This is a genomic window from Arthrobacter sp. TmtSoilC79, from assembly GCF_059739405.1.
Window position 1 is genome coordinate 1856561 of record NZ_AP046051.1, and the last position, 24902, is coordinate 1881462.

General features: G+C 62.3%; 16 protein-coding genes and 3 tRNA genes. 10 read left to right on the forward strand and 9 right to left on the reverse strand.

All coding sequences use genetic code 11. The annotated features are described in order from the left end of the window. Positions 1 to 48: 48 nt before the first annotated feature. From AC6JA3_RS08630 to bcp, 5 genes are all read right to left on the reverse strand, one after another. On the reverse strand, positions 49 to 3285 hold the full coding sequence (locus AC6JA3_RS08630; RefSeq protein ID WP_347783237.1) for an efflux RND transporter permease subunit: 3237 nt from the start codon (positions 3283 to 3285) through the stop codon (positions 49 to 51). A gap of 67 nt (positions 3286 to 3352) precedes the next feature. Then, on the reverse strand, positions 3353 to 4858 hold the full coding sequence (locus tag AC6JA3_RS08635; RefSeq protein WP_091550236.1) for a malate:quinone oxidoreductase: 1506 nt from the start codon (positions 4856 to 4858) through the stop codon (positions 3353 to 3355). Positions 4859 to 4937: 79 nt separating this feature from the next. After that, positions 4938 to 6605 (reverse strand): ABC transporter substrate-binding protein, encoded by a 1668-nt coding sequence (locus tag AC6JA3_RS08640; protein WP_497920074.1) that lies wholly within the window; start codon positions 6603 to 6605, stop codon positions 4938 to 4940. Between the two features lie 189 nt (positions 6606 to 6794). Then, positions 6795 to 6876, reverse strand: a tRNA-Leu gene (locus AC6JA3_RS08645). Positions 6877 to 6930: 54 nt separating this feature from the next. Beyond that, the gene (bcp, locus tag AC6JA3_RS08650) at positions 6931 to 7404 is read right to left on the reverse strand and encodes a thioredoxin-dependent thiol peroxidase (RefSeq protein ID WP_347783238.1); all 474 of its coding nucleotides are present in this window, start codon (positions 7402 to 7404) and stop codon (positions 6931 to 6933) included. An 85-nt stretch (positions 7405 to 7489) separates the two neighbouring features. Between bcp and AC6JA3_RS08655 the strand changes: the two genes are divergently transcribed. After that, the gene (locus tag AC6JA3_RS08655; protein WP_347783239.1) at positions 7490 to 7957 is read left to right on the forward strand and encodes a MarR family winged helix-turn-helix transcriptional regulator; all 468 of its coding nucleotides are present in this window, start codon (positions 7490 to 7492) and stop codon (positions 7955 to 7957) included. A gap of 103 nt (positions 7958 to 8060) precedes the next feature. On the opposite strand, the gene AC6JA3_RS08660 is transcribed toward AC6JA3_RS08655, so the two are convergent. The 4 genes from AC6JA3_RS08660 to AC6JA3_RS08675 form a co-directional block, all read right to left on the reverse strand. Then, a tRNA-Lys gene (locus AC6JA3_RS08660) sits at positions 8061 to 8136 on the reverse strand. Positions 8137 to 8329: 193 nt separating this feature from the next. After that, positions 8330 to 8402: transfer RNA gene (locus tag AC6JA3_RS08665), tRNA-Lys, on the reverse strand. Between the two features lie 118 nt (positions 8403 to 8520). Beyond that, on the reverse strand, positions 8521 to 9645 hold the full coding sequence (locus tag AC6JA3_RS08670; RefSeq protein WP_431768478.1) for a PQQ-dependent sugar dehydrogenase: 1125 nt from the start codon (positions 9643 to 9645) through the stop codon (positions 8521 to 8523). Between the two features lie 53 nt (positions 9646 to 9698). Further along, positions 9699 to 10841 (reverse strand): sunset domain-containing protein, encoded by a 1143-nt coding sequence (locus AC6JA3_RS08675; RefSeq protein WP_497920075.1) that lies wholly within the window; start codon positions 10839 to 10841, stop codon positions 9699 to 9701. A gap of 181 nt (positions 10842 to 11022) precedes the next feature. Here AC6JA3_RS08675 and AC6JA3_RS08680 point away from each other — a divergent pair, with 181 nt between their 5' ends. The 9 genes from AC6JA3_RS08680 (at position 11023) to metG (ending at position 24862) form a co-directional block, all read left to right on the forward strand. Further along, the gene (locus AC6JA3_RS08680) at positions 11023 to 11955 is read left to right on the forward strand and encodes a LysR family transcriptional regulator (protein WP_026540213.1); all 933 of its coding nucleotides are present in this window, start codon (positions 11023 to 11025) and stop codon (positions 11953 to 11955) included. 124 nt (positions 11956 to 12079) lie between these two features. Further along, complete coding sequence (ilvD, locus tag AC6JA3_RS08685; RefSeq protein WP_223943283.1) at positions 12080 to 13798, forward strand: dihydroxy-acid dehydratase; 1719 nt, start codon at positions 12080 to 12082, stop codon at positions 13796 to 13798. A gap of 294 nt (positions 13799 to 14092) precedes the next feature. Further along, complete coding sequence (locus tag AC6JA3_RS08690) at positions 14093 to 15997, forward strand: acetolactate synthase large subunit (RefSeq protein ID WP_347783242.1); 1905 nt, start codon at positions 14093 to 14095, stop codon at positions 15995 to 15997. A gap of 2 nt (positions 15998 to 15999) precedes the next feature. Then, positions 16000 to 16512, forward strand: a complete 513-nt coding sequence (gene ilvN / locus AC6JA3_RS08695) for an acetolactate synthase small subunit (protein WP_021470923.1) — start codon at positions 16000 to 16002, stop codon at positions 16510 to 16512. A 67-nt stretch (positions 16513 to 16579) separates the two neighbouring features. Beyond that, positions 16580 to 17605, forward strand: a complete 1026-nt coding sequence (gene ilvC / locus AC6JA3_RS08700) for a ketol-acid reductoisomerase (protein WP_026540216.1) — start codon at positions 16580 to 16582, stop codon at positions 17603 to 17605. 289 nt (positions 17606 to 17894) lie between these two features. Then, complete coding sequence (gene serA / locus AC6JA3_RS08705; RefSeq protein WP_026540217.1) at positions 17895 to 19490, forward strand: phosphoglycerate dehydrogenase; 1596 nt, start codon at positions 17895 to 17897, stop codon at positions 19488 to 19490. Between the two features lie 215 nt (positions 19491 to 19705). Continuing rightward, positions 19706 to 22516: an FtsX-like permease family protein gene (locus tag AC6JA3_RS08710; RefSeq protein WP_347783243.1), complete on the forward strand. Its 2811-nt coding sequence runs from the start codon at positions 19706 to 19708 to the stop codon at positions 22514 to 22516. After that, complete coding sequence (locus tag AC6JA3_RS08715; RefSeq protein WP_026540219.1) at positions 22513 to 23268, forward strand: ABC transporter ATP-binding protein; 756 nt, start codon at positions 22513 to 22515, stop codon at positions 23266 to 23268. Before AC6JA3_RS08710 ends, AC6JA3_RS08715 begins: the two co-directional genes overlap by 4 nt. A 34-nt stretch (positions 23269 to 23302) precedes the next feature. After that, entirely contained in the window at positions 23303 to 24862 is a 1560-nt protein-coding gene (gene metG / locus AC6JA3_RS08720; protein ID WP_347783244.1) for a methionine--tRNA ligase, read from the forward strand. The last annotated feature ends 40 nt before the right edge of the window (positions 24863 to 24902 follow it).

Sequence of the window (24902 nt, forward strand, 5' to 3'; positions counted from 1 at the left end):
GGAATTGTTCCCGGCCCTGCATGTCATGGAGTTTGTTGGCTGTGGCTGCTATTCGCCGGGGTTGTGGGCAGCGCGGCGACCCTTGACCCTGGGAATCATCCCGGTGGTCCAATCCTGGAATTCATCGGACGAGCCACCGGCCGTGTTTCCTGTCGGGGCGGATGTTCCGCTTCCGGCTTCAGGTGCCGGCTTCTCCTTCAAGGCCTTGAGCAAGTCTTTCTTTTCCCTGCGTCCCTCCACCAGTTTGTAGAGGACCGGGACCAGCACCAGGGTCAACGCCGTGGAGGAGACCAGGCCGCCGATCACCACGATCGCCAGGGGCTGCGAAATGAAGCCGCCGCCGCCGGTAAGTCCCAGTGCCATGGGCGTCAGTGCGAACACCGTGGCCAACGCCGTCATGAGGATGGGGCGGAGCCGCTGGCGGGCACCGTGAGTAATGGCCTCCGCGACGTTCATACCGGGGCTGCCATCGTGGGGCTTGCGGTACTGGTTGATGAGGTCAATGAGGACAATGGCGTTGGTCACTACGATGCCTACCAGCATCAGCATGCCGATCAGCGAGGGCAGGCCCAGCGGAACACCGGTCACCAGGAGCAGGCCTACCGCTCCCGTTGCCGCGAACGGCACGGAGACCAGCAGGATCAGGGGCTGGATGAGTGACTTGAACGCTGCCACCATGATGACGTACACAATCGCGATGGCTGCCAGCAGTGCCAGGCCCAACTGCCGGAACGACTCCGCCTGCTGGGTGGTCGCACCTCCGATGGTGGCTGTAACCCCGGCCGGAAGTTCCAGGGATGCAAGGCGCTCCTGGACCGCGGCGCTGACGCTGCCCAGGTTGGAACCCGACGGCGTGACAGTCACCCGCGCTGTACGCTGCCCATTGCTGCTGGTGATGGACACAGGAGTATCAACCTGCTCGACGGCGGCGATCGTCTCCAGCGCCACGCCACCCCGGGCTGTGGGGAGCTGGAGCGCCCGCACCGAAGCAATGCTGGTGAACCGGGTGCCCTCTCCGATCTGCACAGGGTAGTCGTTGGTATCGATGCGCACGGTGCCGGCAGGGACGGGGCTGACGGTGGAAGCAAGGAAGGCCCCAACCTGCTCCTCGGTCAATCCGGCGGCCACGGCCTTGGCGCGGTCAACGCGGACCTGGACCACTGATTGCTTGGAGGCCAGGTTGGTGGCTACCTCCGAACTGCCGGGCACTCCTTCCATGGCCTTCACCGTGGCGTCGCTGGCCGTTTGGAGATCGGCGGAGTTCGCTGCCCGGATAGTGATGTCCACCGTGGAAGATGTGCCGAATCCACCTTGCTGGGACCCGACAGTGATCTTTCCCGCCGCGCCTTGGAGCTTGGAGCGGACCTCATCCTGGAGCTTGGCCTGGTTCACTTTCTCATCAGTCACAATGGTGAACGTCGAGTTGGAGGAACCAGTGGAGGTCAGGGCGGCGAAGCCTGTCTGGGCGTTTCCGGAGGTGACCTGCACGTCTTTGATGCCGTTGATGCCCTTGAGGGAATCCTCGATCTTGCTTGCCTCATCGCTGGTGGCCTGCAGGCTCGTGCCGGCTGGAAGCACTTGGCGTACGGTCATGCTGTTCTCGCCGGAGCGGCCCAGCAGGTCAGTGGCCAGGAGCGGTGAAACGGCGACCGTTGCCACAAGGATCAAGGCGGCGGCGGACAACGTGATAACCGGGTGTTTCTGTGTTTTCGCCAGGATTGGAAGATAGCCGCGCTGGAGCCTGCTTCTTTCCTCGGCTTCCCGGGCTTTTGCCGCAGCTTCCCGGAGGGAAGCCTGGGTCGCCGCTCCCTGTGTCGGGGAAGCAAGGAACCAGTAGGCCAGGACCGGCACGATCGTGAGCGAGACCAGCAGTGAGGACAACAGGGCGATGGTCACTGTGAGGGCGAAAGGCCGGAACAGCTCCCCGGCCAGGTCTCCCACAAAGGCAATGGGCAGGAAGACGGCAACGGTGGTCAACGTCGAAGCGGTGATGGCCCCGGCGACTTCCCTGATGGAGGTCAAAATGGCTGTCAGCTTGGCTTCACCGTAACTCAGATGCCGTTTGATGTTCTCGATCACCACGATCGAGTCATCAACCACACGCCCGATCGCAATGGTCAGGGCACCCAAAGTGAGGATGTTCAGGGAATAGCCTGTGGCCGAGATGCCGATGAAGGTGATCAGCAGGGACAGCGGTATCGAAACAGCGGTCACCAAGGTCGATCGTACGGACATGAGGAAAACCAGGATGACGGCCACGGCGAAGCCCAGTCCAAGGAGCCCTTCGGTGGTGAGGTCCTTGATGGACTTCTCAATGAACGGAGCCTGGTCGAAGACCGGTGTGAACGTTGCGTTGTTGCCGAGTTCTTCCTGCATAGGTGCGATGGCGTCCCGCACGGCATGGGAAATCGCCACGGTATCGCCCTCGGGCTTTTTGGTGACGGACAGCGCCAGCGTCGGCTTGCCGTTGGTGCGCGTAATGGAAGTGGCGGCGTCGTCTTCGATGCTGACATCGGCTACCGACCCGATAGTGGCCGCGGTCTTGGCGCCGGCCAGGGGAAGCCCCTTGATGATCTCCAGCGAATCAACCGGACTTCCGAGCTGTAGGGACAGCGTCTTTCCCTGGTCCTCGATGGTGCCCACGGGGACCAAGGTGCCATTGTTCTTCAAAGCGCTGCTGATGGCCTGGATGGACGCTCCAGTGGTGGCCAGATCCGCCGGGCGCGGTTCGATCAGGATGTGCTGGCTGGCTCCACCGGTGACGTCGGCGCCGCGGACGCCGTCGATCTTCTGCAGCCGTGGAACGCTCAACCGCAAGAGGTCCGCGTTGAGTTCGCTCAGCGGTTTGTCCGAGGACACGGCCAGGTAGACAATCGGAAAATCGCTGATGTTCCCGGCAATGGACTGTGGCTCGACGTCGGCCGGCAGAACCCGCTTGGCGTTCGAGATGGCCCGGTCAATCTGGTTGCGTGCCCGGTCAAGGTTGGACCCGTAGGTGAACACCATGGTGATTTGCGAAACACCGTTGCGGGAGGTCGACGTGGTGGACTCCAGCCCCTCAACACTGTTCAGTGCTGTTTCCAGGGGCTGGCTCAATTGCTTGTCCACCACCTCCGGAGAGGCGCCCGGCATCGAGGTCACCACAGTGATCTGCGGGAACTCGATGGACGGTATGAGTTCCTGCTTCAGGGATCCCATGGTGATCACGCCGAACACGGCAGCGAAGACGGTGATCAGCGCGATCAGGGCCCGGTTTCCCAGAGAAAGCTTGGCCAGGCGGAACATTGCATTGACTCCCAGGGTCTACGAAACGATTCGTCTGACGGGAACCGGCCGCAGCCCCGGGTATGGCCTAGCTTTGGACGGCGTTTGCCACTTCGAGTTGCAGCGAACGCGCGGTGCTTGCTTCGAGTTCGGCAGCGAGCTCAGGGTTCTCGTTGAGCTTGACGCCGTAGCCCGGCATCATGTCCTTGAGCTTGGACTGCCAGCCCTTGAAGTTCTTCGGGAAGGACTTCTGGAGCAGTTCGATCATGATTGGTACAGCAGTGGAGGCTCCCGGAGAGGCACCCAGCAATGCGCCAATGGAACCATCGCGGGAGGCAATGACCTCGGTGCCGAACTGCAGGACGCCACCCTTCTGAGGGTGCTTCTTGATGATCTGTACACGCTGGCCGGCCGTGATGAGTTCCCAGTTACCGCCGGCAGCTTCCGGGTAGTACTCGCGCAGGGCCTCAACCTTGGCCTCATGGCGCTTGGCCACCTCTTTGATGAGGTAAGCGGTGAGGTCCATGTTGTCCTTGGCTACAGCCAGCATGGGAATGATGTTTCCCGGCCGGATGGACAAGGGCAGGTCCAGGTAGCTGGAGGTCTTCAGGAAGTTGGTGGAGAAACCGGCGTAAGGGCCGAACAGCAGCGAACGCTTGCCGTCCACGTAGCGGGTGTCCAGGTGCGGTACGGACATGGGCGGCGCTCCTACGGATGCCTGCCCGTACACCTTGGCGCTGTGCTGGGACGTGATGGCGTCGTCCGTGCAGCGGAAGAACTGGCCGGAAACGGGGAAACCGCCGTAGCCCTTGCTCTCGGGAATGCCGGAAGCCTGGAGGAGGTGCAGGGCTCCGCCGCCGGCTCCGACGAAGACGAACTTCGCATGGATCCGGCCGTGCTCGCCGGACTTGTGATGCTTGATGGAAAGGTCCCAGCCGCCACCTGCAGCCCGGTTGATGTTGGTGACGTCGTGGCCGTAATTGACCTCGGCGCCGCTGTCCTGCAGGTAGGTGGTCAGCTCACGTGTCAGGGCGCCGAAATCGACGTCGGTGCCTTCAGCAGCCCGGGTAGCGGCAACCCGTTGCTTACGGTCGCGTCCCTTGACGATCAGGGGCGCCCACTTGGCAATCTGGTCCTGGTCCTCGGTGTATTCCATGCTGCGGAACAGCGTGTTGGGCTTAAGTGCCTCGTACCGGGTCTTGAGGAAGTCCGCGTGGTCGTCGCCAATGACGAAGCTCATGTGCGGAACGGTGTTGATGAAGCCCTTGGGGGAACCGATAACGCTGCTGTCCACGAGGTGGGACCAGAACTGGCGCGAGAGCTGGAACTGCTCGTTGATGTGGAGGGCCTTGGAGGGGTCCACGGAGCCGTCTTTGGCTGCGGGCGAGTAGTTAAGCTCACACAGCGCGGCATGTCCGGTGCCGGCGTTGTTCCACGGTCCGGAGCTCTCAAGCCCCGCTTCGTCGAGTCGTTCGAACAGGGAGATGGTCCAGGTGGGTTCGAGTTGCTTGATGAACGCACCAAGGGTGGCGCTCATGATTCCGCCGCCAATAAGGACGACGTCGGCATGTTGAGTCTTGGAAATGAAGGTCACGATCAATCTCCGTTAGCGGCGGCACTGGCTGTCACAGAATATCCCCGCGCGGACCCAATACTGAAATTGCGGGCAATCGTCAAGGCTTTAAGCGGACGTTCGTGAAAACTTCGTTGAGGACCGGTGAAGCCGGGTAGCTTTCCACCTTGTTGGACAGCGCCAACGCCGAGATGGGGAAGGCGATGGGCACTGCCGGGACCGAGGCTGCGATTTCGGCATTGATGGCCTGGTACTGGGCGTTGCGGTCGTCACCATCAGGCATGGCGCGTGCCCGCTCGATTTTGTGGAATACTTCTGAATCCGCATAGCCGAACTCGGCGCGTTTCTCGCCGAAGAGCGGCCCCAGGAAGTTGTCGGCGTCAGCGTAGGAGCCGTTCCACCCCAGGAGGTGCAGGCCGCGGTCTCCGGCCGACTGGACCCGTTGCAGGTAGCCGCCCTCCCAGTCCACGGGCACCGGCTTGATGTTCAAGCCCACGGCAACCAGCTGGCGGCTGATTTCAGCGTAGATCTTCTCCGGAGTGGGCATGTAGGCGCGGGTGGCATTCAACGGGTAGTAGAACTTGATTTCCTCGCCCTTGTAGCCCGCCTTTTCCAGCAAGGCCTTGGCTTTATCGGGGTTGTACCCCAGGGAGGGGGCATTGTTGTTGAAGCCGCTGAGCTTGGGCGGCACGAACTGCGAGGCTTGGGCCGTGTTGTCGATGAAGAACCGCCGGATCAGTGTTTCTTTATCGACTGCCATTTCGATTGCCTGCCGGACCTCGAGCTTGTCCAACGGGGCTGTTGCCTGGTTGATCCCGAGGTACATCACGGAGAACGGATCGCGCTGGATGATCTGCACGCCCTTCTTTACCAGTTGGTCAAACGTGCTGGGGGTGACCAGGTCGTAGGCATCGATCTTGCCGTCCAAGAGGGCTTGCTGACGCGTTTCGGCGCGGTCGTAGGGAATGAAGTTGATGGTTGCTATCTGGCCGCGGTTGCCCCAGTAGCCCTTGTAGGTGGCCAGGGTGATTTTATTCTCATCCCAGGCACTGAATTCATATGGGCCCGTCCCCACGGGGTGGCTGGCGTAGGCGGACACGGCCTGGCCGTTGAGGGTCTGGTCCAGCACGTTCGCTTTTTGTGCTTCCAGGGCGGTGGGCGAGGAAATGGCGAAGGCGGGAAGGGTCAACGCCTGGAGGAAACCGGTGAAAGGCCGCGTCAGGTTGATCTGGACGTCAGTGGCAGAGACCACTTTGCAGTCTTTGAAGATGGAGAACACGGGTTCGTCCGAGTAAGTCTTGAACACCCCCTGGAAAGAGATCCCGGGAGCTTGTTTCCGGAGCTCGGAGGAAAAGGTGAACCAGCGGTTGAAGTTTGCGCAGACAGCTGCAGCGTCAAGTGGGGTGCCATCGTGGAAGGTTACTGCGGAGCGGAGCGTGAAATCGTAGCTGAGCCCGTTGTTGCTGTCTTTCCACTCCGTGGCCAAAAGGGGAGTGGTCTCACCTGTGGCGCCATCGACGCCCACCAGTCCTTCGAGGACCTGTCGGGTGACCCGGTAGGACTCCGAATCCGCGGTCATGGCGGGATCGAGCCCAAGGGGCATGGAGGCAGTACCGAAGTTAAAGGTGGCAGCAGGCTCTGCGGGAGCTGTACTGCTGGAAGACGAAGACGGCGCAGAGCCCGGCGCTCCTGTGCATGCTGCCAGCCCCAAAACCGCTGCTGCAGCTACGAACTGTACGGTCAGTCGCCGCATTTTGCTGCTTGCCACTCTTGTCCCCTCAAGCCGGTTGGAAGTGCTGTGGCCGGCTTTGCCAGACCGCATTCCAGTCTAGTTGAACGTCCTGAGTGCACTTCCCAGCGCATTTTCAGGAAGCTGTCCCCGCTGCTTGAGGAAAAAACACCCCCGATTGCAAAATCGGGGGTGTTCTGTGTGGTCCATTCACTGCCTTTGATGCTGTGCGCAAGGGGGGACTTGAACCCCCACGCCCGAAGGCACAGGAACCTAAATCCTGCGTGTCTGCCAATTTCACCACTCGCGCCGGCTGATGGCCGGCGCCCCAGGGGCGGCCCGCCATCGGCCTCCAGTGTACCTGCTAGTTGTCCAGCTTGAGGTCCCTGCGGAGCTTGGCAACATGCCCGGTTGCACGCACGTTGTATTGCGCCAGGGACACCTTTCCTTCGGGATCCACCACCACCGTGGACCGGATCAGTCCCATGTAGGTCTTGCCGTAGTTCTTCTTCTCGCCCCAAGCCCCGTAGGCCTCAGCCACAGCATGGTCCTCGTCCGAGAGGAGCGGGAAGGTCAGTTGTTCTTCGGATGCAAACTTCGCCAGTGCTTTGACGGGATCGGGAGAGATGCCAACAACCTCATAGCCTGCAGCCTGCAGTGAAGCCAGGGTGTCGCGGAAGTCACAGGCTTCCTTGGCGCAGCCGGGGGTTGATGCTGCCGGATAGAAATAGACGATGGTTTTGCGTCCGCGGAAGTCCGCCAAGCCAACGCTTTTACCGGATTCATCCAGAAGTGAGAAGTTCGGGGCGACGTCGCCCGGGATAAGTCGTTCTGCCACAATATGCTCCTAGCTGGGGATCGCGATTTCCCAGTTTAGTGGGGTGAAGCCGCACTGGCTCCCCGTCCGCGCATATACTGTCGGCATGCCAGATATGGAGAGATGGCCCACCACCCGATTGCTTTCGACAGCTGCGCGCCTGGTGGAAATCTCGTGGAACGAAAAATTGAAGTCCATCGGCCTTACCCACGCCGGGGTCATAGCCATGCAGGTGCTTGCCGCCAAAGGTGCAATAACGCAGGCAGCATTGGCCGAAGTTGCGCGGGTCAAGGCCCAGACAATGGGTACCACTCTTGCGCGGTTGGAGCTGCACGGGCACATCACGCGCCAGCGCAGCGACTCCGACCGCAGAAGCCACGTGGTGACCCTTACGGATGCCGGCAGTGCAGCGCTTGCCGAAGCGGTAAAGCTTGAGCAGGACGTCCTGTCTCCGGTTGCCGTTGATACTGCACGGTTGCGTGAGGAGCTGAGGATCGTAGTCCGGGGGCTGGCTGGTTTGCCTGCTCCCGAGCCGGAACCCAGCGAAGGCGCAGCTGACGCAGCACAGAACTGACTTACACCAAGGCCCAGGCCGAGGCGTTCCTACCCGGAGCGCCTCGGCCAGGCCAAACAAAAAGGCTCCGGATCGTTTTCACGATCCGGAGCCTTTTTGTTATTGGTGCACCCCCCGGGACTCGAACCCGGAACCCATTGATTAAGAGTCAATTGCTCTGCCAGTTGAGCTAGAGGTGCAGCTGTTGACTAAGTCTTCGATGAATTCGCATTCCTCGTTGAGCTCCGCAACGAGGAATAACTCTACACGAGATTTGGACTGTTCAAAACCAAAAGGAGTGGGGGAGTGATGCATGCCATGACGGGGTGATTCCACGGTGGAAGGAGAAATAAAAAAAGCCCTGGAGTGAAAATCACTCCAGGGCTTCCTTTGTGCACCCCCCGGGACTCGAACCCGGAACCCATTGATTAAGAGTCAATTGCTCTGCCAGTTGAGCTAGAGGTGCAGCTGTTGAATTCGACCAACCTTTGGGGCTTTTGTTTCCCCGGCGATCTCCGCAACGACATGAAACTATACACGAGATCCGCCCAACTGCGAAATCGACCCGTACAGGGTGGCCGGCGCTAGGGCGAGACCCTCAGAATCAGCGCAAAGTCGGGGTTCCGGTTGTTACTGATCACCCACAGGGTGCCGTCGGGGGCCCGGGCAACATCCCTGAGGCGCCCATAATGTCCTGTGAAATAAGCCACAGGTTTTCCTGCCGTCTCTTCGTCGAGCGGCACGCTCCACAGCCGTTGGCCACGAAGGGCACCTGTGTAGGCCACGTTGCCAACAATTTCCAGTCCGCTCGGAGACGCTTCGGACGTTGAAGGCCACACCACCTTGGCATCAATCACGCCGCTCCTGCCCGGAGCTCCGGTCACAGTGGGCCACCCGTAGTTGCCACCCGGGGTGATCAGGTTCAATTCATCATCCACGTCAGGTCCGAACTCGCTGGCCCATAGCCTGCCCTCGTTGTCCCATGCCAGTCCTTGGACGTTCCTGTGCCCGTAGCTGAACACGGGATTGTCGCCGAAGGGATTGCCCGGGGCAGGCCGCCCATCAGGGGTAAGGCGCAGGATCTTGCCGCCCAAAGCGTTGATGTCCTGAGGCTGTTCCCGCCGCTGTGAATCCCCCGTGCCTGCATACAGGAAACCGTCGGGACCAAAGCGGATCCGGCCGCCGTTGTGGGTGGATGCCTTGGAAATTCCGGAGAAGACAACCTCCGGCTCGCCCAGGGACAACGAGCCATCCGGGCCCTGCATCAGCGTCATCCTGGCAATCCGGTTGTCGGTGGCGGAGGTGAAGTACGCATACAGCCAGCGGTCACTGCCGAAGGATGGAGACAACGCAAGGCCCAGGAGGCCGCCTTCACCTCCCGGGTCGACGCCGGGAACCTCACCTACCGTACGGGCCTGCCCGTCCCTGATCGCTTTGACTTGGGCGGAGTCGCGCTCGGACACCACTGCTGTTCCGTCCGGGAGGAAGACCACCGACCACGGCAGCTGCAACCCGACGTCGAGCTTTTCAGTGACGACAGGAGTCCCGGGTCCATCGGGGCTGGAGCTTGCCGGGCTGGAGCTTGGGTTTGGCGTCGCCGCTGTTCCTGGCGCTGACGGGCTGCCCGTACAGCCTGCCAGCACCAGGGCAATGGCACAGGCCGGAAGGAACGCGCGCAAACTGCGTGCTGCCCGTGCCTGCCTGCCCATCGACGTCACCATCAGATCGCTGTAACCCTCAGAAGCCCTGCTGGATAGACCCTTCAGTGCCGGCTGCGCCTGGGAGGCCTGAAGCCGGCGGCCTCAGCGTGGGCCGCCGATTCGAACCACACGTCTGCGGCAACTTCTTCATAGCCTGCGGTGTCTTCGTCGTAGTACGTCATGGCCGTTGCGCTGGCCTTCACGGGGTAGGCGTCGGCCTGAGTGCTGGAGGAGCCTGTTCCGTAGGGGTGGTCGGCGGCGAGGTGACCCGATGTTGCGGGGTCCTCCGCTGCTGCGGACTCGGCGCCCGGCAGGGTGGGGGCGTGGACGTCCGTGTATTCGTGATGGTGGACAGGGGTGCCGGACGAGTCCGTCCAGGACGTTTCCCACTCGGCCTTGTCTGCCGACTCAGACGTCGCTGCAGTGGCATCCTCGCCTGCAGGCTCATTCTTGGCCGCAAGCGCCGAAGCACCGGCTGGATCCGCAGTGCCTGCATCCCAATCGTCAACGTCGCCGGCATCGGCCGAGTGCACCGTTGCGCCGCTGTTGACCGTGTCGCTGTTGACCGTCTCGCTGTTGACTGTGTCGGCGGCGACTATGTCTGAGTTGACTGTTGGTTCTGCCACCACGGGTTCCCCGACCTCCGGTTCCTCCACCACCGGAGCAGCAATGACAGGCTCATCCACAGTGAGGCCAGGCGTGGCGGCTGGCTGCGGTTCCGTGGACATGGCTTCGGGCGAATCCCGGACTTCACCCATGGGGGAGGTGCGATCAGCGCCAGCGCCAGCGTCAGCGTCACTGTCAGTGTCGGTGACAGGGCCAGCGCCAGCGTCAGTCACAGGGCCACTGTCAGTGGACAGCGCGGCGTCGGCCGCACCCTGGTCCCGGCGCGCTTTGAGCTGGGCAGGTTCATCTGCCAGGGACTCGTCCACTGCGGGTGCCGGGTCCTCAAATGGCTCCCCGGATGGCTCCCCGGCGGTGGGACCGCTGCCCTCTGCGGCAGCTTTGCCCAGGTTGGTGACGCCGGCAAGTCCGGCTACTCCCGCCGCTGCTGCGGCCGTATCCGGCAGGGAAGCGGTGTTGGCGGGCTCCATTGCCGCGGGTGCTGGAGTCGAGGAGGAATTACGTGATTTGTTGCGGTTCAATAGCCACCAAATAATGGCAACGACCAACACAATGACAATGACCCAAATTATCCAGTCCATGTGGATGCCCTTCTGCTCACAGGGGTGCAGTTCGTGGTGTTCCTGACGTTACGTGCCTCCCCATGGGCTGTCCAGCGTTTGACCTGCTGTTCCATGGAAATTTGCCGCCCCTGCAGGCCATAATTCCGGCGCCGGAAATGGCTGGAAAGCCAATTCCTCCGGGGTCGCCTAGGCTGGCTGAATGGATTTCAAGAGGCTGCAGATTCTGCGCGAGTTGGCAGACCGGCAAAGCGTCGGTGCCACAGCTGAAGCAATGAATGTCACGGCTTCTGCCGTCTCGCAGCAATTGAAGACACTGCAGGCGGAAATCGGTGTTGTGCTGGTGGAAAAAGTCGGCCGGGGCGTCCAGTTGACCGAAGCTGGATATGCCATGGCGGCCGCTGCTGCGGACATAGCCACTGCAATGGCGCGCGCTGAGTCCACCATCGACACCTACAGGAAAGGCTGGCAGACCCGTGTCTCGGCGGCTTTCTTCCCCAGTGCCGCCGAAATGCTCCTGCCCGGGGTGCTGCATCGGGTATCCGCGGTGGACGGGCTGACTTTTGACGCGTACTTCGAAGACCCGGGAACCGCCCACTTCGCGCCGCTGGTGGCGGACTACGACATTGTCCTGGCCCACAGCGTGGATGGGCCGGACGTATTTGCCCGCCAAGGACTGACGGTTGTCCCGCTGCTCGAAGAGGCCCTGGACGTCGCCATGCCCGCCGGACATCCGCTGGCAGCGAAGGCAGGTTTGAGCCCGGGGGATGTGGTGGACTACCCGTGGATAGGCGTGCCGGAGGGGTTTCCCTTCGACACTGTCCTTCGCCAGATCGAGCTCCATGCAGGCCGCCAAGCCAGGCGCGGCCAGCGGTATCCGGACCTGCGGGTATTGGAAGCGCTGGTGGTCGCCGGCCACGGGATCTGCCTCCTGCCGCGCTATACCGCCCGGGCCAGTGCCCGGCGTGGACTGGTGCTCCGGCCGTTGACGGACGTGAAAGCCAGCAGGAGCATTGTTGCCCTGTCCCGTCAGGAGGTTGCAGCCAGGGGCACCATCGCCATGGTCCTTGACATGCTCAGGAACGAGGCCGCGGCGATCGCCAGGGAGCTCCAGGATGCTCCCGGGCGAACCTGAACCCCCGGACAGCCGGGGGCCGGACCACAAGGGAACGCGCCGGTGTCCTGCAATATTCGGCCGATCCCGCTTAACGCGGCATGGAACAGCGGTGGCTGGGCCTGCGTACCCATAGACTTTGGTCATGAGTGACACTGAGATTGCGACACACACCACGCCGGATATCAAGCCACGCAGCCGGGTGGTCACTGACGGCATCCACGCTGCACCTGCCCGTGGGATGTTCCGTGCAGTGGGCATGGGGGACGACGACTTCGCCAAACCCCAGATCGGCGTCGCCAGTTCCTGGAATGAAATTACCCCCTGCAACCTCTCCCTTAACCGGCTTGCACAAGGCGCCAAGGAAGGCGTCCATGCCGGTGGGGGCTTTCCCATGCAGTTCGGCACGATTTCCGTCTCGGACGGCATTTCCATGGGGCATGAAGGCATGCACTTCTCTCTGGTTTCCCGCGAAGTCATTGCCGACTCCGTGGAAACGGTGATGCAGGCCGAACGGATCGACGGTTCGGTCCTGCTGGCCGGTTGCGACAAATCACTTCCCGGAATGCTGATGGCTGCTGCCCGCCTGGACCTCGCATCGGTGTTCCTCTACGCCGGGTCCATCATGCCCGGCTGGGTCAAGCTTGAGGACGGCTCGGAAAAGGAAGTCACCCTCATCGATGCCTTCGAAGCTGTCGGTGCCTGTGCTGCAGGCAAGATGAGCATGGAAGACCTCACCCGGATCGAAAAAGCCATTTGCCCGGGCGAAGGTGCCTGCGGCGGTATGTACACGGCGAACACCATGGCCTGCATCGGCGAAGCCTTGGGGATGTCCCTTCCGGGTTCGGCCGCCCCGCCTTCGGCAGACCGGCGTCGTGATGACTTCGCCCGTAAGTCCGGGGAAGCGGTGGTGAACCTGCTGCGCCTGGGGATCACAGCCCGCGACATCATGACCAAGAAGGCCTTTGAAAACGCCATTGCGGTAACCATGGCCTTCGGTGGTTCCACCAATGCCGTCCTGCACTTGCTGGCCATTGCCCGCGAGGCAGAAGTCGAGCTGACCCTTGATGACTTCAACCGTATCGGTGACAAAATTCCCCACCTTGGCGACCTGAAGCCTTTTGGCCGCTACGTCATGACCGATGTGGACAAGATTGGCGGCGTTCCCGTCATCATGAAGGCACTGCTCGACGCCGGCCTGCTGCATGGCGACTGCCTCACCGTCACCGGCAAGACCCTCGCCGAGAACCTCGCCTCCATCAACCCGCCGGACCTCGACGGCAAGATCCTCCGGGCGCTGGACAACCCCATCCACAAGACCGGCGGCATCACCATCCTCCACGGCTCCATGGCACCTGAAGGGGCAGTGGTGAAGAGCGCCGGCTTCGACGCCGACGTCTTCGAAGGCACCGCCCGCGTCTTTGAGCGTGAACAAGGCGCCCTCACTGCGCTGGACAACGGCGAAATCCATAAGGGTGACGTGGTGGTGATCCGCTACGAAGGCCCCAAGGGTGGTCCGGGCATGCGCGAGATGCTGGCCATTACCGGCGCCATCAAGGGGGCAGGGCTGGGCAAGGATGTCCTGCTGCTCACCGATGGCCGATTCTCCGGCGGCACAACCGGACTCTGCATTGGCCACGTTGCCCCTGAAGCGGTCGACGGCGGTCCCATCGCCTTTGTGAAGGACGGGGACCGCATCCGCGTCGACATCGCTGCACGCTCGTTCGACCTCCTGGTGGACGAGGCGGAGCTCGAAGCCCGCAAGGAGGGCTGGGAGCCGCTGCCGGCGAAGTTCACCAAGGGTGTCCTTGCCAAGTACGCCAAGCTTGTCCACAGCGCCTCAACGGGGGCGTACTGCGGATAATTCCTGTCTGGGACTCCGGCTGCCGCAGGGCCGCCGGAGTCCGGCAGGCGGACATGGCTGTCCAAATAGTGAGATACGATAGTGGTCAATTGACACGTATCTCACTTAGAGGGAACACTGAACGCATGATCACATTCGTTACCGTCGGCGTCGTCGTCCTTACCAAGCGCGTGGCTTAGCCCGACTGGTAACGAACCGTCACGCGCAAACCCCTCGAAGAGCCGGAAGGCTGAGGGGTTTTTTTATTCCCCCAAGCAAGACCCATCTATTGAAGATCCACTAAGGAAGAGTCCGATGAGCAAAGGATCGCCGATCAGCCCCTCGCTGATGGCTGCAAAGTCCGCTGGAGCCCACAAAGCTCCGGAAAAGGTCGACCGTACGGCTGAGGCCGTCGTCGTCGACGCTGCTGCACCTCTCTCTCCTGTACTTGGGCCGAACACCGTTGTACCCCCAACGGTGATGTCCGGCTCGCAAGCAATTGTCCGCTCGCTCGAAGAACTCGGCGTGGACGATATTTTCGGTTTGCCCGGTGGCGCGATCCTGCCCACCTACGACCCCTTGATGGCCTCCAGCATGAATCACATCCTGGTCCGTCACGAACAGGGAGCCGGCCACGCCGCGCAAGGCTACGCCATGGTTACCGGACGGGTTGGCGTTTGCATCGCCACCTCAGGCCCCGGTGCCACCAACCTCGTTACCGCCATCATGGATGCCCACATGGACTCCGTGCCGATGGTGGCCATCACCGGACAGGTATCCAGCGGAGTCATCGGCACCGATGCCTTCCAGGAAGCTGACATCGTGGGTATCACGATGCCCATCACCAAGCACTCGTTCCTGGTGACGGACCCCAACGACATCCCGCATGTGATGGCCGAGGCATTCCACCTCGCCTCCACGGGTCGTCCGGGCCCGGTCCTGGTGGACATCGCCAAGGACGCCCAGGTGGGCAGGATGACGTTCTCCTGGCCTCCGAAGGTGGACCTGCCGGGCTACCGTCCCGTGGTGCGTGGACACAACAAGCAGGTCCGCGAAGCTGCCAAGCTGATCGCTGCTGCCAGCAAGCCCGTGCTGTACGTCGGCGGCGGCGTGGTCAAGGGCCATGCCTCGGCCGAACTCATGGAACTTGCGCTGGCTACCGGCGCTCCCGTGGTTACCACCTTGATGGCCCGTGGTGCTTTCCCTGATTCGCACCCGCAGCATGTCGGCATGCCCGGTATGCACGGCTCGGTCTCCGCCGTGACCGCACTTCAGCAAGCAGACCTCCTGATCACCCTTGGGGCCCGGTTTGATGACCGCGTGACGGGCGTGCTGAAGACCTTCGCCCCGTTTGCCAAGGTCATCCACGCTGACATCGACCCGGCTGAGATCTCCAAGAACCGCACTGCCGACGTCCCGATCGTTGGTTCGGTCAAGGAGATCATTCCCGAACTCACCGAAGCCGTGAAGACGCAGTTTGAATTGAGCGGAACCCCGGACCTGGATTCCTGGTGGGCCTTCCTCGGCAACTTGCGCGATACGTACCCGCTGGGCTGGACCGAGCCGGAAGACGGACTCACCGCACCGCAGCGCGTCATCAAGCGGATCGGTGAACTCACGGGTCCCGAAGGCATCTACGTTGCCGGCGTGGGCCAGCACCAGATGTGGGCTGCCCAGTTCATCAAGTACGAACGGCCGCACGCCTGGCTGAACTCCGGTGGAGCAGGAACCATGGGATACTCGGTTCCGGCGGCCATGGGTGCCAAGGTCGGTGAACCGGATCGCGTGGTCTGGGCCATCGACGGTGACGGCTGCTTCCAGATGACAAACCAGGAACTGGCCACCTGTGCCATCAACAACATCCCCATCAAGGTGGCCATCATCAACAACTCCTCGCTGGGCATGGTCCGCCAATGGCAGACGCTGTTCTACGAGGGCCGCTACTCCAACACGGACCTGAACACAGGCCACGACACCGTCCGGATTCCGGACTTCGTGAAGCTGGCCGACGCCTACGGTTGCGCTGCACTGCGGTGCGAGCGTGACGAGGACATCGACGCCACCATCCAGAAGGCACTCGAGATCAATGACCGCCCCGTGGTCATCGACTTCGTGGTCAGCCCCAACTCGATGGTGTGGCCCATGGTGCCTTCAGGTGTCAGCAATGACCAGATCCAGGTTGCCCGCAACATGACCCCGGAATGGGAAGAGGAGGACTAGGCATGACCCGCCACACACTGTCCGTTCTGGTAGAAGACAAGCCCGGCGTGCTGACCCGCGTGGCCAGCCTGTTTGCCCGGCGCGCGTTCAACATTAATTCCCTGGCTGTGGGACCCACCGAGGTCCCTGGCATGTCCCGCATGACGGTTGTCGTCGACGCCGACGGCGACCTGATCGAGCAGGTCACCAAGCAGCTCAATAAGTTGGTCAACGTCATCAAGATCGTTGAGCTGACTTCCGAATCTTCCGTACAACGTGACCACATCCTGGTCAAAGTACGTGCGGATGCCGCGACACGCCTGCAGGTTACCCAGGCTGCAGACCTGTTCCGTGCCGCAGTCGTCGACGTGTCCACAGACTCGTTGGTGATCGAGGCAACCGGTACCCCCGAGAAGCTCGCCGCGCTGCTTTCAGTGCTCGAGCCGTTCGGCATCCGTGAAATCGTGCAGTCCGGCACCTTGGCCGTTGGACGGGGATCCCGCTCCATGAGTGACAGGGCGCTCCGCTCCGCGTGAGCAGAACGTCCAGTACCGCAGCACCACAATCAATATCTAAGAAAACCACTCAAGAGGAGTTACGCAAGTGACTGAAATGTTCTACGACGACGACGCAGACCTGTCGATCATCCAGGGCCGCAAAGTAGCCATCGTTGGCTACGGCTCCCAGGGCCACGCCCACGCGCTTAACCTGCGCGATTCCGGCGTCGAGGTTGTTATTGCGCTGAAGGACGGCTCCAAGTCGGCCGCCAAGGCAGAGGACGCCGGCTTCACGGTCAAGAACGTTGCGGACGCCGCCGAATGGGCAGATGTCATCATGATCCTGGCACCGGACCAGCACCAGCGCGCGATCTACAACGACTCCATCAAGGACAAGCTGACCGAGGGCAAGGCACTTGCTTTCGCCCACGGCTTCAACATCCGCTTCGGCTACATCGAGGCTCCGGCCGGCGTTGACGTCATCCTGATCGCACCGAAGGCGCCGGGCCACACGGTTCGCCGCGAATTCGAAGCCGGCCGCGGTATCCCGGACATCATTGCAGTGGAGCAGGACGCCTCAGGCTCGGCCTGGGACCTGGCGAAGTCCTATGCCAAGGCGATCGGTGGTACCCGCGCCGGTGTCATCAAGACCACCTTCACCGAAGAGACCGAAACCGACCTCTTCGGCGAGCAGTCCGTTCTTTGTGGCGGCGTTTCCCAGCTGGTCCAGTACGGCTTTGAAACCCTGACCGAAGCCGGCTACCAGCCGCAGATCGCCTACTTCGAGGTCCTCCACGAGCTCAAGCTCATTGTTGACCTCATGTGGGAGGGCGGCATCGCCAAGCAGCGCTGGAGCGTTTCGGACACCGCAGAGTACGGCGACTACGTCTCCGGCCCGCGCGTCATCACCCCCGAGGTGAAGGAAAACATGAAGGCTGTCCTCGCCGACATCCAGAGCGGTGCGTTCGCCAAGCGCTTCATCGATGACCAGGACAACGGCGGTACCGAGTTCAAGGAACTTCGCGCCAAGGCAGAGCAACACCCGATCGAAGAGGTCGGCCGCGAACTGCGCTCCCTCTTCTCCTGGCAGCAGCAGGACGCTGACTACGTTGAAGGTTCCGCAGCCCGCTGATCCTTCGGCGCCGGCCTAAGGCCTCCGCCACATAACGACGCGCCCGCCCGGTGGACAAAGCCGGGCGGGCGTTGCCGTATCACCGGCATTGCGCCCAGGTTTTCATCAGCGGCCTTGGCTGTGAACTTCTTCACAACGGCCGCCGGCCCGGCCGTAACATCCCCCGCCGGCAGCGGAATCCCGGCCCGTATTCGATATTCTGGGCTGGTCCCGGCGCCGTGCCCCGGGCCACGCATCCGCTCCTTGTCCAGTCCTGTCCCAAAAGTTGTCCAAAGTAAGGTGCCTCCCCGTGTCAGCCAGCAAACCCGTCGTCCTCCTCGCCGAGGAACTTTCGCCCGCCACAGTCGAGGCTTTGGGCCCGGACTTTGAAATCCGACAGACCGACGGCGCAGACCGTTCGCAGCTGCTGTCCGCAATCGCCGACGTCGATGCCATCCTGGTCCGCTCGGCTACCCAGGTGGACGCCGAAGCCATTGCCGCCGCGAAGAACCTGAAGGTCATCGCCCGTGCCGGCGTCGGACTGGACAACGTGGACATCAAGGCCGCCACCCAGGCAGGCGTCATGGTGGTCAACGCCCCGACGTCCAACATCGTCTCCGCAGCCGAGCTGACCGTTGGCCACATCCTCAGCTTGGCACGCCACATTCCGCAGGCGAGCTCCGCGCTGAAGAATGGCGAGTGGAAGCGCTCCAAGTACACGGGCATCGAACTCTTCGAGAAGAAGATCGGCATCATCGGCCTGGGCCGCATCGGTGCCTTGGTCGCAGCGCGCCTGCAGGGCTTCGATACCCAGATCCTGGCGTACGACCCCTACATCACCTCGGCCCGCGCCGCCCAGCTGGGCGTCAAGCTGGTCACCCTGGACGAGCTCCTGGAGAACTCCGACTTCATCACCATCCACATGCCCAAGACGCCCGAAACGGTGGGGATGCTCGGCGCTGATGCTTTCCGCAAGATGAAGGAAACCGCCTACGTGGTCAACGTAGCCCGCGGCGGCCTCGTGGATGAAGAAGCACTCCACATTGCGTTGAAGGAAGGCCAGATTGCCGGAGCCGGCGTTGACGTCTTCGTCAAGGAGCCCAGCACCGACCTGCCGTTCTTCGAGTTCGACAACGTCATCGTGACTCCGCACCTGGGCGCTTCAACGGACGAAGCCCAGGAGAAGGCCGGGGTTTCCGTGGCCAAATCGGTTCGCTTGGCCCTTGCCGGTGAACTGGTGCCCGACGCCGTGAACGTCGCCGGCGGAGTCATCGCCCCGGATGTCCGCCCGGGCATCCCGCTGATTGAAAAGCTGGGCCGCATCTTCACCGCACTGACGCACGCTTCGCTCACCCAGATCGACGTCGAAGTTGCAGGCGAGATTTCCTCGCTGGATGTCAAAGTGCTCGAGCTTGCTGCACTGAAGGGCGTTTTCGCCGATGTGGTCACCGAACAGGTCTCTTACGTCAACGCCCCTGTGATCGCCGAACAGCGCGGCATCAACACCCGCCTGATCACCACTCCGGATGCTGAGGACTACCGCAACGTCCTGACCATCCGTGGTGCCCTCAGCGATGGTTCCCAGATCTCCGTTGCCGGAACCCTCACGGGTCCCAAGCAGGTGGAAAAGCTGGTGGGCGTCAACGGGTACGACGTCGAAATCCCCATCAGCGAGCACTTGGTGGTGGTGGCCTATGCGGACCGTCCCGGCGTTATCGGCACCATCGGACACATCCTGGGCATGAACAACATCAATATCGGCGGCATGCAGGTTGCCCGCCAGACCGAAGGCGGCCAGGTTCTTGCCCTGCTGACCATCGACAGCTCCGTGCCACAGCAGGTCCTGGAAGCCATCAAGGCCGGCATTGGCGCGGACATGGTCCGGGAAGTGGACCTGGAGGACTAGGACTTTACCTGATTTCCATCAGCTGAGTTCGCGTGCCGGCGACACACCTTTGGCACGCTGGAGTGGCCGGTCTGCTTACAATGGCTGGGTCCGGGATTCGGACCCGGCAGCAGGCCGGCCACAACTTTTGCACCTACAGCCCGGTATTCCCTTGTGTCTTTTGAGGAGTTCCGGACTTTGCGTGCGCGCCCGCAATCAAGGTCTCAGGGAGCCCAATGAACGCCGTCCAAAGGTTCATCAGAAGCCGTGTGCTGCTGCTGACCGCGGCCATTTTGATCGTCGCTATGTGCTTGTCCGTCCTCGTCCAAAGCCAGTCGCAGGCTGCTTTGAACAGGACAGTGGATGAGAACTCGCGGGGTCTCTACGACATCCTGGTCCAGGCCAAGCCTGACCAGGACCAAGATGGCGACGGCGGTGCATTGATCCAGCCGGAAATCGCCAACGGCCAGGGCGGGATCAGCTTTGAACAGCTGGAAAAGATCCGCACCATGGGCCAGACGGCGGTTGCCGCCCCCATCAGCCTGGTCTCCCGCGTTTCGCAGAACCTTGAGGCTCCCCGCCTCAACGCCATGGACTACCTCGGCTACAACGCCGGCCTGGCCGGAGCTGTGACAGCGGGGGACCCCTCGGCCATGGATTCCAGCAAATGGCCCGCTGCCGAATCGGTGTTGTCCGATACGCCCAAGAAGTACCGGCTGACCGCCTCGGCCACGAGCTCCGACGGCGTGAACCAGCAAACACTCTTCAAGACCAGCGCAGAGGGCACCCTGGGCAAGGGTCGCTTGATCCAGGAGCAGGCTGCAGGCGGCTCCAACGTCAGGATTGCCGGACCCGAAGGTGAGACCGGGGTCAAGTTCCCGGCTCCCGCGCTTGGCTCCGAGCACAACCTCTTCAACCTCTCCGTAGCGCTGCCACTGGCACCTGAGGTGACCGAGTCCGTCGTCGCGGTTGACCCGGCGGCCGAAAGGGCGCTGCTGGGATCCGCAGGCGACTTCCTGGCGCCCCTCGAGAAGGCCCCGCCGGCTGATGCACGTGACGCCGGAGCAATCGGGCGCCACTTCGAAAGCCTCTTCACCACGGGCCTGAGCATGGACCAGCTGGAGGAGGGCCCCGACTTCCTGGGCGTCAAGCTCAAGTACTGGGCGCCGCTGATGACCCAGTACCAGCAGGCAAAGCGTGACGGGTTGCTGACCGACGATTCCCAGGCGATCCCGCTCATTGTCCGTTCCGGCACCTCCCTTGACCTGCAGTACTCGGTCAAAATCGAAGAACTGGACGCCAGCGGCAAGGTGGTCAACGAGGTCGGCACGGTCACGCGCAGCCTGGACAAGGATTACCTCCCGTTCGTCTCCAAGTCCCCGTTTGCCCTCGAATGGCCAGGCTCCACAGACCACAGCAAGCTGCTGGGAAGCACCGCTTCCTTCAGCCAGGGCCTGTACAACCCGGCAACCTGGAGCGCAGCATTCGCCGCTGCGCCCAAGTACAAGGACGGCGACGAAGCCTCCAATGGTGCCTCGGACAAGAGCGCCACGCCGGGGGACTGGGTGACGGTCAACCGTCTCCCGGAGAAGTCTTCCTTTGGTGCAGCCGTGGACCAGACCCAACGGAAGCCTGTTGATGAGCGCTCCTACCGGGAAGACCTGGAAACGGGCAAGAAGCCGGCGGCACCGCTTCCCATGGTGTACGGCACCTTCGACCCCGCAGCCGTCCAGTCGGCGGCCGGTGATGTCAACAAGCTGCCCCTGGGCGGCTACGACCCCACTCCGATGACCCTCACCAAGGACGCTGAGGGCAAGGACGTCGAGGGTACCGAACTGAAGCCCTCATTGAGTGCTACGGGTCTGGTCAGCCAGTCCGCCGGTGCCATCACCGACTACTACGGCCTCGCCGCAGCCCGCGGCTATGACACCAACGCCGATGTCATTGACGCCATCCGGGTCAAGGCCTCCGCTACCGGTAACTGGAAGACGGCACAGCCCGAGGTGGAGAAACTGGCCACCCAGATCCGCGAGCTCGGACTGGAAGCTACCGTGGTGGCCGGTTCCGCACGCGAGGACGCCAATATCTTCGTCCCCGGCTACAGCAAGGACGACGCCGGCAAGGAATCACCCCTGGGCACCGTCCAGCAGTCGTGGGTCCGCCAGGATGCAGCCGATGCCGTCTCCGGTTCGCTGACCGGTACCAACATCACCCTGCTCTTCCTGACCCTGTTGGGCGCAACGCTCCTGACCGGCGCGTCGACGGTCAGCTACATCAGGCAGCGCCGGAGCGAAGCCGGCATTCTCAGGGCGATGGGCTGGACGCAGAAACGCATCCGGTCCTGGGTCCTTGAAGAATTTGCCGTAGGCGCGGCAGCCCTCGCTGCCGCCGGAGTCATCCTCAGCCTGCTCAGTTGGAACATCGCCACCGTGATCGTTTCAGTGACCATGCTGATCATCTACTGTGGAGCCGCGTGGCTGGCTGCCCAGCAGCTGCGCCACCGCGTGGTGATCGACCAGGAGCCGCAGCACGATGACCGCCTTGTAACGGTGGACTCTCCGTTGACCTTCGCCAACAGGCAACTCACCACCAACCGGTTCAACTCCATCTCCCTTGCGGTGGCGGTAGGTGTGTTCGGGGCTGCAGTAGGTGCCCTGATCGCGCTGCTGATCGATATTCCGCGGGCGGCCGGGGCCAGCGCCCTCAGTGGCCTGGCCGCTGCAAGCATCGCCTTGCCCAGCGTCATCCTGGCAGTCTTCGGAGTAGTGGTTGGCCTGCTGCTGACCCTCGTGACCGGTCGCTTTGAACTCCACGCCAAGCGGGAGTACCTCGGTACGTTGAAGGCCATGGGCTGGAACCCGGACATGCTGGGCCAGGTCCGCTTCTTCGAGAACGCCCTTGTAGGCACGGTGGCACTTCCCCTCGGCGTCCTCGGCGCCCTGGGACTCGGGTTGCTGCTGGCACCCTACGCGGCCCTGTGGGCCGGATTGGCCGGTCTGCTGGCCGTAATTTGCTGGATTCCGATTGCAACGAAAGTAGTCAAATGACTGACAAACTCAACCCCGAGCTGACGGCCACCCCGGAATCCACGGAAGAGTCGCTGCAGACCCGCGCCAACACGATCGTGAAGGCCGCTGACCACGCAACTCCCTTGGAACTGAGCCGCGTGACCATCCATTACGGTGGCGACAAAGGCGGCGCCGAGGAAGTGGACGTCGTCGACGACTTCAACCTCACCCTCCACGCCGGTGAGATGCACTGCATCGCCGGCCGAAGCGGTTCCGGCAAGACGAGCATCCTGACGGTGAGCGCCGGACTGACGCTCCCGACGTCGGGCAAGGTCTTTTGGGAGGGCCTGCCTCTGGAGACCATGGGCGATGACGAAATCGCCGACCGTCGCCGTGCACTCATCGGATATGTGGACCAGGGCGGCGCCTTGATCGACGGCATGAGCGCCCTGGAGAACGTCCTGCTTCCCGCCGTGCCTGACGGCGAAGTGGAGCAGCGGACCGAGATGGCCAAGGACCTCCTGGACCTGGTGGGCCTGGGACGCCGCATGCGCCACCGTCCCGCCCAGCTCTCCGGTGGTGAACGCCAGCGTGTGGCTATTGCCCGTGCCCTGATCCTGGGTACCCGCGTACTGGTGGTGGACGAGCCCACGGCCAGCTTGGACCGGGCCGCGGCCAACCGCATCATCGGGATCCTCAAGGACACCACCAGTGATGGCATCGCCGTGCTGGTGGCCTCCCACGACCACGAACTGGTCCGGCTCAGCGATACGCTGACCGAACTAAACTAAGCTATTTCATCCTAAATAAAGGTAACTTCTTAGAGTGACGTCTCCAGAGAAATCCCCGTTCTACATCACCACCGCAATCAGCTACCCCAACGGCGTGCCGCACATCGGCCACGCCTACGAGGTCATTGCCACCGATGCCATGGCGCGTTTCAAGCGCCTTGACGGCCATGAAGTGTTCTTCATGACCGGGACGGACGAGCACGGACTCAAGATGCAGCAGTCTGCCGAGAAGGAAGGCATCACTGCCAAGGAGCTCGCGGACCGCAACTCGGCGGCGTTCCAGCAGATGAGCAAGGACCTGGGCATCTCCCACGACCGCTTCATCCGCACCACCGATCCCGATCACTATGCCGCTTCCCAAGCCATTTGGAAGAAGATGGAAGCCAACGGCGACATCTACCTGTCCAAGTACGAGGGCTGGTACTCCGTCCGCGACGAGGCGTACTACGTCGAGGACGACACCGTAGTGAAGGATGACGGGCTCCGCTACTCCAAGGAGACTGACACCCTGGTCACCTGGACTGCTGAGGAGAGCTACTTCTTCCGGCTCTCCAACTATCAGGAAAAGCTTCTCGAGCTGTATGAGGCTCAGCCTGAATTCGGCGCACCGCAGTCCCGCTTCAACGAGGTCATCAGCTTCGTCAAGCGTGGTCTTGAGGACTTGTCGATCAGCCGCACCACCTTCGACTGGGGTGTTCCTGTTCCGGGCGATGAGAAGCACGTCATGTACGTCTGGGTTGACGCCCTCACCAACTACCTCACCGGCGTTGGCTACCCGGATATCGAGTCTGAATCCTTCAGGAAGTTCTGGCCCGCTGACGTCCACGTGATCGGAAAGGACATCTCGCGTTTCCATGCCATCTACTGGCCTGCGTTCTTGTTGAGCGCCGGACTGGAGCTGCCACAACGCGTCATGATCCACGGCTTCCTCACCAACAACGGCGTCAAGATGTCCAAGTCCCTCGGCAACGTGGTGGCCCCCCAGGATTTCGTAGCCCAGTACGGGCTGGACCAGTGCCGGTACTTCTTCCTCCGCGAAGTTCCTTTCGGTGCTGACGGCAACTACAACCACGAGGCAATCGTGGGCCGCATGAATTCGGACCTCGCCAACAACTTCGGAAACCTTGCCCAGCGTTCGTTGTCCATGGTGGCGAAGAACTGCGAAGGCAAGGTTCCGGTACCGGGCGCCTTCACTGCCGAGGACACTGCCTTGCTGGCACAGGCGGGGGAGTTGCTGGAGACAGCCCGCTCCGCCTTTGACAAGCAGGAATTCAGCAGGGCGCTCGAAGCCATCTGGACCGTGCTGGGCGACACCAACGCCTACTTTGCCGAGCAGGCCCCGTGGGTCCTGCGGAAGACGGACATCGAGCGTATGAACACGGTCCTGTACGTCACGTTGGAGGTCGTGAGGATCGTAGCGATCCTCGCCCAGCCGGTCATGCCGTCGTCGTCCGCCAAACTGCTTGAGGTGCTCGGCCAGGCCGAAGGTGCGGCCAGGCAGTTCGCCGCAATCGCCACGCCGATCGTTGCGGGCACACAGTTGCCGGCTCCGGCACCGGTCTTCCCCCGCTACGAGGAGCCCGCCGAGGCGTAAACCCTCTCCCACCTAACGGGCATCAATAAGAAACGCTCTC

Bases quoted from the DNA above. Each gene is read 5' to 3' on its own strand.
- AC6JA3_RS08655 (WP_347783239.1), top strand. From the start codon at position 7,490: ATGCCAGATATGGAGAGATGGCCCACCACCCGATTGCTTTCGACAGCT.
- ilvD (WP_223943283.1), top strand. From the start codon at position 12,080: ATGAGTGACACTGAGATTGCGACACACACCACGCCGGATATCAAGCCA.
- AC6JA3_RS08675 (WP_497920075.1), bottom strand. From the start codon at position 10,841: ATGGACTGGATAATTTGGGTCATTGTCATTGTGTTGGTCGTTGCCATT.
- AC6JA3_RS08680 (WP_026540213.1), top strand. From the start codon at position 11,023: ATGGATTTCAAGAGGCTGCAGATTCTGCGCGAGTTGGCAGACCGGCAA.
- AC6JA3_RS08670 (WP_431768478.1), bottom strand. From the start codon at position 9,645: ATGGGCAGGCAGGCACGGGCAGCACGCAGTTTGCGCGCGTTCCTTCCG.
- AC6JA3_RS08715 (WP_026540219.1), top strand. From the start codon at position 22,513: ATGACTGACAAACTCAACCCCGAGCTGACGGCCACCCCGGAATCCACG.
- AC6JA3_RS08630 (WP_347783237.1), bottom strand. From the start codon at position 3,285: ATGTTCCGCCTGGCCAAGCTTTCTCTGGGAAACCGGGCCCTGATCGCG.
- AC6JA3_RS08710 (WP_347783243.1), top strand. From the start codon at position 19,706: ATGAACGCCGTCCAAAGGTTCATCAGAAGCCGTGTGCTGCTGCTGACC.
- AC6JA3_RS08690 (WP_347783242.1), top strand. From the start codon at position 14,093: ATGAGCAAAGGATCGCCGATCAGCCCCTCGCTGATGGCTGCAAAGTCC.
- ilvN (WP_021470923.1), top strand. From the start codon at position 16,000: ATGACCCGCCACACACTGTCCGTTCTGGTAGAAGACAAGCCCGGCGTG.